Genomic DNA, 8,666 nt, shown 5'->3' on the forward strand with positions numbered 1-8,666 from the left:
CTCCCCGGGCCGCTGAGGGAAACGTTCGGGGGCGTCCCGGCGTTGTACGGGGTGAGGGGATTTTCCCGCGACCCGAAGATGGAGCCATGCTGCCGCTGCTACTGGTCCTGGCGTTCCTGGTGATGCCCGTCCTGGAGATCTACGTGATCATCCAGGTGGGCGGGGTGATCGGGGCGTGGCCCACGGTCGGCCTGCTGGTCGCCGAGAGCCTGCTCGGCGGCTGGATCGTCCGCCGCGAGGGCCGCCGCGCGTGGCGCGCCCTGGAGGAGGCGCTGCGCCGCGGTGTCATGCCCGACCGCGAACTCGCCGACGCCGCCCTGGTCATGGCCGGGGGCGTGCTGCTGCTGACGCCCGGTTTCGTCACCGACGTGTTCGGTTTCGCGTTCGTCCTGCCGTTCACCCGGCCGCTGGTGCGCCGCGTCCTGGCGCGGTTCGCGTCGCGGCGGATGCGCGCCGCCGAGCAGCGGGCGGCGTCCGGGACGGCGTTCCCGCCGCGCTTCGCCGCCGGGTTCGACCCGTTCGGCCAAGGGCGCGGTGCCGGCCGCGTCGAGACCCCGCCGGGACCGGTCGTCCGCGGCGAGGTCATCGACGAGGACGACTCCCCGTCCCGCACCTGATCTTCCAGCCCGGGCGTGTCAGGCGTCGCGGACGGCGAACAGCACCGCTCCGGCCAGCAACGCCGCCGCCGCGTACACGGCCAGCACGCCGAGGCCGGGCCACGGCCCGATCGGCAGCCGGTCCAGGTTCCGCGTCGCCTGGACGGCCAGCCCCGCGGGCATCGGCGCGAACTTCACCAGCCGGTCCCGCCACGCCTCGTCCCCGACGAACTGGACGACGACCGGGACGATCCACAGCAGCGCCAGCACCGCCGTGATCGCCGCCGCCTGGTCCCGCAGCGCCGTCCCCACCCCGAGCGCCAGCAGCGCCACCAGCACCAGGTACAGGACGGTCCCGACCGCCGCCCGCGCCGTGGGGCCGTCCAGCGGCGACAGCGGCGGGTACCCGTTCGCGGCGGTGAACCCGTTGCCGGTCAGCAGGCCCCGGCCGGCCGCCAGCGACGCCAGCACCCCGGCCGTGCCCGCCGCGGCGACGGCGCCCGCGACCACGGCGGCCTTCGCGGCCAGCACCGTCCCGCGGCGCGGCACCGCCGCCAGCGTCGCGGCGATCGTCCCCGCCGCGTACTCCCCGCCGACCGCCAGCACCCCGAGGACGACCGCCGCGACCTGCCCCAGCCGGACGCCCGACAGCGCCAGCCTCACCGTGTCCTCCTGGCAGCCGGCGGGGCTGGTGCAGTGCGAGGTGTCCACCGACCCGGTCACCGCCGCGCCCACGGCGACGGTCAGCCCGGCCAGCGCCAGCAGCAGCCAACCCGTGCTCGGCAGCGTCCGCAGCTTCGTCCACTCCGCCCGCACCGCGCGTCCCGTCCCGCTCATGTGTCACGCTTCCTGACCAGCCACAACGCGGCCGCCATCGCCGCCGCCGCGTAGGCGCACAGCACCCCGAACCCGGTCCACGGGCCGATCGCCCGGTCGAACCGCACGACGGTCTGCTGGATCGCGAACCCGGCCGCCGGGGTGAGCCGCTCCAGCCACCGCGCCGCCGACAGCGGCAGCCCGGTCGCCACGATCTGCGGCAGCAGCAGGACCATCAGCACGACCGTGATCGCGGGCGCGCTGCGCCGCACGATCACCGCGACGGCCACCGTGAACACCGCGACGACGGCCAGCAGCGCCGCCGTGCCGAGCACCGCGCGCAGCACGGCGCCGTCCGCGAGCGAGGGCGGCGACAGCCCGTTCGAGCGCTGCAGCGGGGCGGCCAGCAGCACCGCGCCGAACGCCGCCGCGAGCCCGGCCGCCATCGCGGCGAGGCCCGCCACGACCGCCTTGGCGGCCAGCACCCGGCCGCGCCGCGGCGTCGCCGCGAACGTCGTCCGCAGCATCCCGCGCCGGTACTCGGAGGTGACGAACAGGACCGCGAGCGCGACGATCGCCGCCTGCCCGATCAGCACGCCGGTCAGGGTCGTCCTGGTGGTGTCGTCGGCGAACTCGTTGGGACCGACGTCGCCCGACCCGGTGAGCGTGAACGTCCCGCCGGCCTGGGTGCGGCCGTCCATCGACGGGTCGGCGGCGGGCCCGCCGGGCGACGCGCGGTCGCGCCATTGCGCACCCGGCGGCGCCGGGGACGCCGACACGTGGTCGAACGTGGCCCGCGTGACGCTGGGCTGCCCGTCGACGCTCTCCCCGCCGAACATCCGCCGGACCTTGGTCTCGTCCGGGGCGGCGACGAACATCCCGGCGAGCGCGGACGGCGGCAGCCCCTTCAGCCGCACCGACCCGACGCGGCGCCAGCCGCGCCCGTCCGCCGACTCGTAGCCGGTCACGGTCGCGCCCGCGCGGGTCAGCTTCAGCCAGCGCGGCGCCGAGCCCGCGCCGCCGCCCGCCCCGTCGCCCTTGTAGCCGGTCTGCAGCCGGACGCCGTGCCCCGGCGTCACCATCAGCGCCGCGTAGGGGGTGGCGCGCTCCGCGCTGCCCCTGATCATGAGACCGGCCTTCGCCCACCCGCCGCCGCCCTGCTGGGACGTGACGCGCGCGACGACCGAGCCGTCCCCGCCGAGGGGCAGGTAGGTGTAGTGGCCCAGGTCGATGATCTGCCGCCGGGCGGAGTCGACCGGCCGGTCCCCGGAGCCGCTGGACTCGGTGCCCGCGGCCGTCAGCAGCGCCACCACGACCGTGATCAAGACCGCCGCGAGGAGGGTCAGCGTCCAGCGCGGGACGGTCCGCAGCTTGGTCCATTCGGCGATCAGCAGCCGCCCGAACCCGTCACGTGCCTCCGCCTGGACGGTGCTGCGGTACGGCTCCGCCGTGGCGGCCCCGGCGGGCTTGGCGGGGGTCACGGCGCCTCCCGCCCGGTCACGGCCTGGAACTCCACCGCGTCCTTGGTCAGCTCCATGTACGCCTCCTCCAGCGACGCCCGGTGCTCGGCGATGCCGGTGAACGCCACCCCGGCCCCCGTGAGCAGGGTGATGATCCGTTCGGTGGTCAGGCCCGTGACGGTCACCGCGTCCCGTCCGGTCGCGGTGACGGTGGCGCCCGCGTGCGCCAGCGCGGTCATCGCCTCCTGCCGCCGGGCGGTGCGCAGCTCGACCCGTCCGGCGGACGCGGCCTCCAGCAGGTCCTGGACGGCGGTGTCGGCGATCAGGCGGCCCCGGCCGATCACCACCAGATGGTCCGCGCCGCCCTCCAGCTCGCCCATCAGGTGGCTGGACACCAGCACCGCCCGGCCCTCGGCGGCCAGCGACCGCAGCAGCCCCCGCATCCACGCGATCCCCTCGGGGTCCAGGCCGTTGACGGGCTCGTCGAACATCAGCGCGGGCGGGTCGCCGAGCAGCGCGGCCGCGATCCCGAGCCGCTGCCGCATGCCGAGCGAGAACCCGCCGGCGCGGCGCCGGGCCGCGCCTCCCAGCCCCGCCAGCTCGATCACCTCGTCGACCCGCCGGGCCGGAAGCCCGTTGGCGTGCGCGAGCCACAGCAGATGGTCGCGGGCCCGGCGCGCCGGGTGCACCGCGGACGCGTCCAGCATCGCCCCGAGCTTGCACAGCGGCGTCCGCAGCGACCGGTAGGGCCTCCCGCCGACCAGCGCGGTGCCCGCGTCGGGCCGGTCCAGGCCCATGATCATCCGCATGGTGGTGGACTTGCCGGCGCCGTTGGGGCCGACGAACCCGGTGACCCGCCCCGGACCCGCGGTGAACGACAGGTCGTCCACGGCGACGGTCGGCCCGAACCGTTTGCGCAGGCCCCGCACTTCGATGGTTGCGTCCATGTTCCGGGAGGCTACGGACCCGCGCGGCGCCGGGGCATCCCGCCGGAGAGCCGTTTCCGGCGGCGGGACGCGGGGGACGTGCGCGTCCCTCCGGGGAGGGACGCCGCCGCGCCGCCGTCCACGCCACAATGGCGTGCGTGGGGCGGAGCGGCACGGGACGGGGCGGCGGGCACCGTATGCGGTGGCCCGGCCTGTCACCTGCGCGTCTGTGGCCCGTCGTGGGGGGCCTGCTGGCGCTGGCCGGAACGGCCGAGGCGGTGTACCGCACCGGCGGGCCGGGAGCGGCGCTGCCGCTGGCCATCGTGGTGGACGTGTGCGCGACGCTCCCGCTCGTCCTGGCCCGCGACCGCGTCACCGCCGCCGCCGTCGCGATCACCGTCGCGGCGCCGGCCGCGTGCGTGCTGCACCGAGGCGCGGCCGTCGCGGCCCTCGTCGCGCTCGTCACGGTCTGGTCCGTGCTCGTCCGCCGCCGGGTGCTGCGCCGCCGTGCCGACGCCGCCGCGCTGGACGCCTCCCGTCGCGCGTTCGAGAGCACCCTGCTGGAGCACACCGCGCGGGGGGAGCGGGCCCGCATCGCGCGCGAGCTGCACGACGTCGTCGCCCACCACATCTCGATGATCTCCGTTCAGGCGGAGACGGCGCGGCTGGCCGTCCCGGGCATGCCCGACGAGGGCGCCGAGCGGCTGCTGGCCATCGGCGACACCGCCCGGACGGCCCTCACCGAGATGCGGCGGCTGCTCGGCGTGCTGCGCGAGGACGCCGGCGCCGAGCCCACCCGCCGCCCCCAGCCCGGCCTGCAGCAGCTCCTGGACCTGATCGACGAGACCCGCGAGTCCGGCGCCGCGAGCGTCCGGCTGATCGTCCGCGGCGGCGTCGCCGTCCTGGACCCGGGGGTGGAACTGGCCGCCTACCGGATCGTCCAGGAGGCCCTCACCAACGCCCGCCGGCACGCGCCCGGCGCCGCCGTGGACGTGGGCATCGACTACGCGCCCGGCGTGCTGCGCGTCAGCGTCCGCGACAACGGGCCGGGACCGGTGGGCGGCGATGCCGGGCACGGACTGCTCGGCATGCGCGAGCGCGCCGCGGCCGTCGGCGGCGACCTGCGCACCGGCCCCGGCCCGGTCGGCGGGTTCCTGGTCGAGGCGGCATTGCCGACCGTGGCGGAATCATGACGGTCCGTGTGGTGGTGGCCGACGATCAGGAGGTGGTCCGCGCCGGGTTCGGGGCGCTGCTCGGCACCCAGCCCGACCTGGCCGTCGTCGGCACCGCCGCCGACGGCGCCGCCGCGGTCCGCGCCTGCGCCGAGCACCGGCCCGACGTCGTGCTGATGGACGTGCGGATGCCCGTCATGGACGGCATCGAGGCCACCCGCCGCATCGCCGCCGGACCGGACGCCCCGCGGATCCTGATGCTCACCACGTTCGACCTGGACGAGCACGTCTACGACGCCCTCGTCGCCGGGGCCAGCGGGTTCCTGCTCAAGGACGTCACCGCCGAGCGGCTGTTCGACGCCGTGCGGGTCGTCGCGGCGGGGGAGGCGCTGCTCGCGCCGGCCGTCACCCGCCGCCTGATCGGGGAGTTCGCCCGGCTCCGCCCGCGCCCGCCGTCACGTCCCGCCGGCGGCCCGGACGGGCTGGACGCGCTGACGCCCCGCGAGACCGACGTGCTCCGCCTGGTCGCCGAGGGCCTCGCCAACGCCGAGATCGCGGCGCGGCTCGTCGTGGGGGAGGAGACGGTGAAGACCCACGTCAGCCGCATCCTGCGCAAGCTGGGGCTGCGCGACCGCGTGCAGGCCGTCGTGGCCGCCTACGAGAGCGGTCTCGTCCGGCCCCGCTCGGGCCGCTGACCCGAAGATCGGGACCGGTCCGGACATGGGCCGGGCCCGTACCGTCGCCGGTACGGGCCCGATCCGCTGAATGTCAGCCGCTCACGCGGACTTCCTGCGCCCGGCGCGCAGGATCTCCAGCCGCTCCGCAAGAACCTCCTCAAGGTCTTCGAGCGTCCTGCGCTCCATGAGCATGTCCCAGTGCGTGCGCGGCGGTTTGCCTTTCTTCGTTTGCGGCAGTTCCCCGTCGACCCGCAGGGCCGTGGCGCCGCAGTTGCGGCATTCCCAGGTCATCGGCACCTCGGCCTCGGCGGCGAGCGTCACGGTGAACCGGTGGCCCTTCGTGCAGGTGTAGTCCACCTCTTGCCGAGGGGCCAGATCGGTGTTGCGATCGTTCTCGTAGCTCGTCGCTCCGAGTCGGGTGCCGCGAAGTGCGCGCTCGGCCATCGTCACGTGCCTCCCAGACGGCTTGCGGTCTTGCTCTGACCAACGCTGAATCCCACGACAAGATTCCCCGGGCCATGATGATCCAACCCTGTCGTTTGCGTCCGCACCGGGCCGCGCCCCTATGGCGGCCCCCGTGGCGGCCCCTGGAGGGGCGTCAGCGGCGGGAGGTGAGGACCTCGTCGATCAACCCGTAGTCCTTGGCCTCGGCGGCGGTGAAGTACCGTTCCCGGTCCAGGTCGCGGCGGACGGTCCCGGGGTCCTTGCCGGTCGCCTCCGCCACGATCGCCTCGGTCTGGGCGCGCAGCCGCAGCACCTCGCGGGCGTGGATGTCCAGGTCGGTGGTGTGGCCGCGGGCCACCTCGATCGCCGGCTCGTGCAGCAGGATCCGCGCGCCGGTCAGCGCGGCCCGGCGGCCCGGCGAGCCCGCCGCGAGCAGGACCGTCGCCGCCGACCCGGCCTGCCCGACGCAGGTCGTCTCGATCGGGGGCCGGACGTAGCGCATCGTGTCGCAGATCGCGAGCATCGCCGTCAGCGACCCGCCCGGCGAGTTGATGTAGAGGGCGATGGGCCGGTCGGGGTCCATGCCCTCCAGCGCCAGCAGCTGCGCGGTGACGTCGTTGGCGCTGGTGTCGTCGACCGGCGCGCCGAGGAACACGATCCGGTCCTCGAAGAGCTTGTTGTAGGGGTCGGTGTCCTTGCGCCCGTAGGTGGTCTGCTCCTCGAACTGGGGGACGAGGTAGCGCCGTTCTGACCGTTCCGTCCGTGTCATGTGCCCGCCCGGTCGGTGCTGTCGATGACGTGGTCGACGAAACCGTGGCCGCGCGCCTGCCCGGCGGTGAACCAGGCGTCGCGGTTCCCGCCGTGCGGCTGGTGCATCATCACGCGCGCGCGCCGCAGCGCGTACCGCTTGCCCCGCGTCCCGGCGTGCAGCAACGTCTGTCCCATGGACGCGGCCATGCCCATCGCGACCGTGGATATGTCGTTCGGGACGAATTATGTCTCAGCCGTTCCCGCCCGACCGCCGGGCCCGGCCCGCCGCCGTGCGCCATTCCCTGCACGAGATCAATGAACATCGCTGGCGCCTGCGTCACGGGTATCGCCCGCCATGACGCCGCTGCCGCGCCACCCTGCGATGCCGCGAGCCGCTGCCTTCCGCCTCTCGTCGGCATCTCGCGCCGGATACCAGCCGGGGCGGTCTGGCTAGGGTGCGGCGGGGCCGGGCCATTGGCCGCGGGAGGCCATGACGTCGCGGAGGGTGATGAGCTCGTCGGTCATGATGCCGTCGACGCCGAGGTCCAGGAGGCGTTCCATGTCGGCGCGGTCGTTGACCGTCCAGGCGTGGACCTGCAGGCCCAGCTCGTGGGCGCGGGCGATGAACGACTCGGTGACGAACGGCAGGCGGCCCAGGCCGTAGGGGACCTGCGCGCAGGCCACGCCCGTCGCGGCCAGGCGGATGAGCTTGGCGGCCGGGCCGCCGTAGGACTTGGCGCGCAGCGCCATCACGCCGCGGGGCCCCAGTGCCGTGCACACGTCGCGGTCGGTGAACAGGGGCAGGCGGGCGCGCATCTGGGCCAGGCGCCGGGTGGAGAAGGACGTGATGCACACCCGGTCCCACGCCCGGGTGCGGTGCAGGGCCGCGGCGAGGGGGCCGATGACGGGGGCGTCCTTGAGGTCGATGTTGACGCGCGCGGCCGGGAAGGAGCCGAGCAGCTCCTCCAGGCGGGGGATGGGCTCGCTGCCGCCGATGCGGGCCTTGGCGACCTCGGCGTAGGGGAGCTGGGCGATGGTGCCCTTGCGGTCGGTGACGCGGTCGAGGGTGCGGTCGTGGAACGCGACGACGACGCCGTCGGCGGTGGCGTGCGCGTCGGTCTCCAGGTAGCGGTAGCCGAGGTCGACGGCGCGCTGGAACGCGGCCATGGAGTTCTCGGGCCGCCCGCCCGCGCCGCCGCGGTGGGCGAAGGCGATCGGGCCGGGATGGTCGAGGAACTCGTACGAGCGGCGCACCCGTCCGATTATGGCCGACCGCGCGGTCACCCTGGACCTTACTACGTAAAGGCGCCGGGCGGGTGACGTCCGGTGCTACGGTCGGCCCCGGCAGTCGATCACCGAGGGAGCAGGCCGATGGCGGACGTGAACGAGTACCGGGCGACGTTCGAGCTCGTGGACGTGGACGGCGACGGGTACATCTCGACGGCCGAGCTGAAGAACCTGATGAGCAGGCTCGGGCAGGACATCACCGATACCCGGGCGGTGGAGGTGGTCGTGGCCGCCGACGCCAACGGCGACGGCAAGATCTCGCTGGCGGAGTTCACCGCGCTGATGGAGCGGACCGCCGGCCGCTGAAGGACGGGACCTGATGGCGGCCCGCTTCCGGACGGCCGGGGCGGGGCGGTCAGGCCGGGTGGCGGCGGACCTTGACGGTGCTGTCGGTGCGGGTCATGACGCGTCCGTCCGGAGCGGTCTGGACGCGTTCGTGCTCGGCGCTGTAGAGCACGTCCCATTCGTCGTCCGGGAGCCGCAGGGACGCCAGGACCTCGCTGGCGGTGGGCAGGTCGGCGGCGGGGTAGGCGTCGGG

The 8,666-nt window shown here is 75.1% G+C and carries 11 protein-coding genes and 1 pseudogene; 4 read left to right on the top strand and 8 right to left on the bottom strand.

Annotation, left to right across the window (positions count from 1 at the left end; translation table 11 throughout):
• Positions 1-86: 86 nt before the first annotated feature.
• Complete coding sequence (locus ETD83_RS36220) at positions 87-617, top strand: FxsA family protein (protein WP_138649719.1); 531 nt, start codon at positions 87-89, stop codon at positions 615-617.
• Positions 618-635: 18 nt separating this feature from the next.
• Here ETD83_RS36220 and ETD83_RS36225 read toward each other — a convergent pair whose 3' ends face one another.
• From ETD83_RS36225 to ETD83_RS36235, 3 genes are read right to left on the bottom strand one after another with little or no spacing between them, the layout of a single operon-like run.
• A complete protein-coding gene (locus ETD83_RS36225) occupies positions 636-1,433 on the bottom strand; it encodes an ABC transporter permease subunit (RefSeq protein WP_138649720.1) in 798 nt (265 codons plus the stop codon).
• A complete protein-coding gene (locus ETD83_RS36230) occupies positions 1,430-2,893 on the bottom strand; it encodes an ABC transporter permease subunit (protein WP_138649721.1) in 1,464 nt (487 codons plus the stop codon). Before ETD83_RS36230 ends, ETD83_RS36225 begins: the two co-directional genes overlap by 4 nt.
• Positions 2,890-3,819 (bottom strand): ABC transporter ATP-binding protein, encoded by a 930-nt coding sequence (locus ETD83_RS36235; RefSeq protein ID WP_138649722.1) that lies wholly within the window; start codon positions 3,817-3,819, stop codon positions 2,890-2,892. The genes ETD83_RS36230 and ETD83_RS36235 overlap by 4 nt, the downstream gene beginning before the upstream one ends.
• A gap of 137 nt (positions 3,820-3,956) precedes the next feature.
• Here ETD83_RS36235 and ETD83_RS36240 point away from each other — a divergent pair, with 137 nt between their 5' ends.
• Together ETD83_RS36240 and ETD83_RS36245 are read left to right on the top strand one after the other, a co-directional pair.
• A complete protein-coding gene (locus tag ETD83_RS36240; protein WP_205718065.1) occupies positions 3,957-4,991 on the top strand; it encodes a sensor histidine kinase in 1,035 nt (344 codons plus the stop codon).
• Positions 4,988-5,665, top strand: coding sequence for a response regulator (locus tag ETD83_RS36245; protein ID WP_138649724.1), 678 nt, complete (start codon positions 4,988-4,990; stop codon positions 5,663-5,665). The genes ETD83_RS36240 and ETD83_RS36245 overlap by 4 nt, the downstream gene beginning before the upstream one ends.
• Positions 5,666-5,746: 81 nt before the next feature.
• Here the strand turns inward: ETD83_RS36245 and ETD83_RS36250 are convergent, their stop codons facing one another.
• From ETD83_RS36250 to ETD83_RS36265, 4 genes are all read right to left on the bottom strand, one after another.
• Complete coding sequence (locus ETD83_RS36250) at positions 5,747-6,091, bottom strand: RNA polymerase-binding protein RbpA (protein ID WP_138649729.1); 345 nt, start codon at positions 6,089-6,091, stop codon at positions 5,747-5,749.
• Positions 6,092-6,245: 154 nt separating this feature from the next.
• Positions 6,246-6,860 carry an ATP-dependent Clp protease proteolytic subunit gene (locus tag ETD83_RS36255; RefSeq protein ID WP_138649725.1) on the bottom strand — a complete coding sequence of 205 codons (615 nt, stop codon included), beginning with the start codon at positions 6,858-6,860 and terminating at the stop codon, positions 6,246-6,248.
• The gene (locus tag ETD83_RS36260) at positions 6,857-7,069 is read right to left on the bottom strand and encodes a ClpP family protease (RefSeq protein ID WP_407921544.1); all 213 of its coding nucleotides are present in this window, start codon (positions 7,067-7,069) and stop codon (positions 6,857-6,859) included. Before ETD83_RS36260 ends, ETD83_RS36255 begins: the two co-directional genes overlap by 4 nt.
• 222 nt (positions 7,070-7,291) lie before the next feature.
• Entirely contained in the window at positions 7,292-8,095 is an 804-nt protein-coding gene (locus ETD83_RS36265; protein ID WP_138649727.1) for a glycerophosphodiester phosphodiesterase, read from the bottom strand.
• A 117-nt stretch (positions 8,096-8,212) separates the two neighbouring features.
• Here ETD83_RS36265 and ETD83_RS36270 point away from each other — a divergent pair, with 117 nt between their 5' ends.
• Entirely contained in the window at positions 8,213-8,434 is a 222-nt protein-coding gene (locus ETD83_RS36270; RefSeq protein WP_138649728.1) for an EF-hand domain-containing protein, read from the top strand.
• A 49-nt stretch (positions 8,435-8,483) separates the two neighbouring features.
• Here the strand turns inward: ETD83_RS36270 and ETD83_RS43155 are convergent.
• Positions 8,484-8,666 (bottom strand): annotated as a pseudogene (locus ETD83_RS43155) (hypothetical protein); the annotation flags it as partial.

The sequence above is a fragment of the Actinomadura soli genome (assembly GCF_005889715.1).
Classification (GTDB): Bacteria; Actinomycetota; Actinomycetes; order Streptosporangiales; family Streptosporangiaceae; genus Spirillospora; species Spirillospora soli.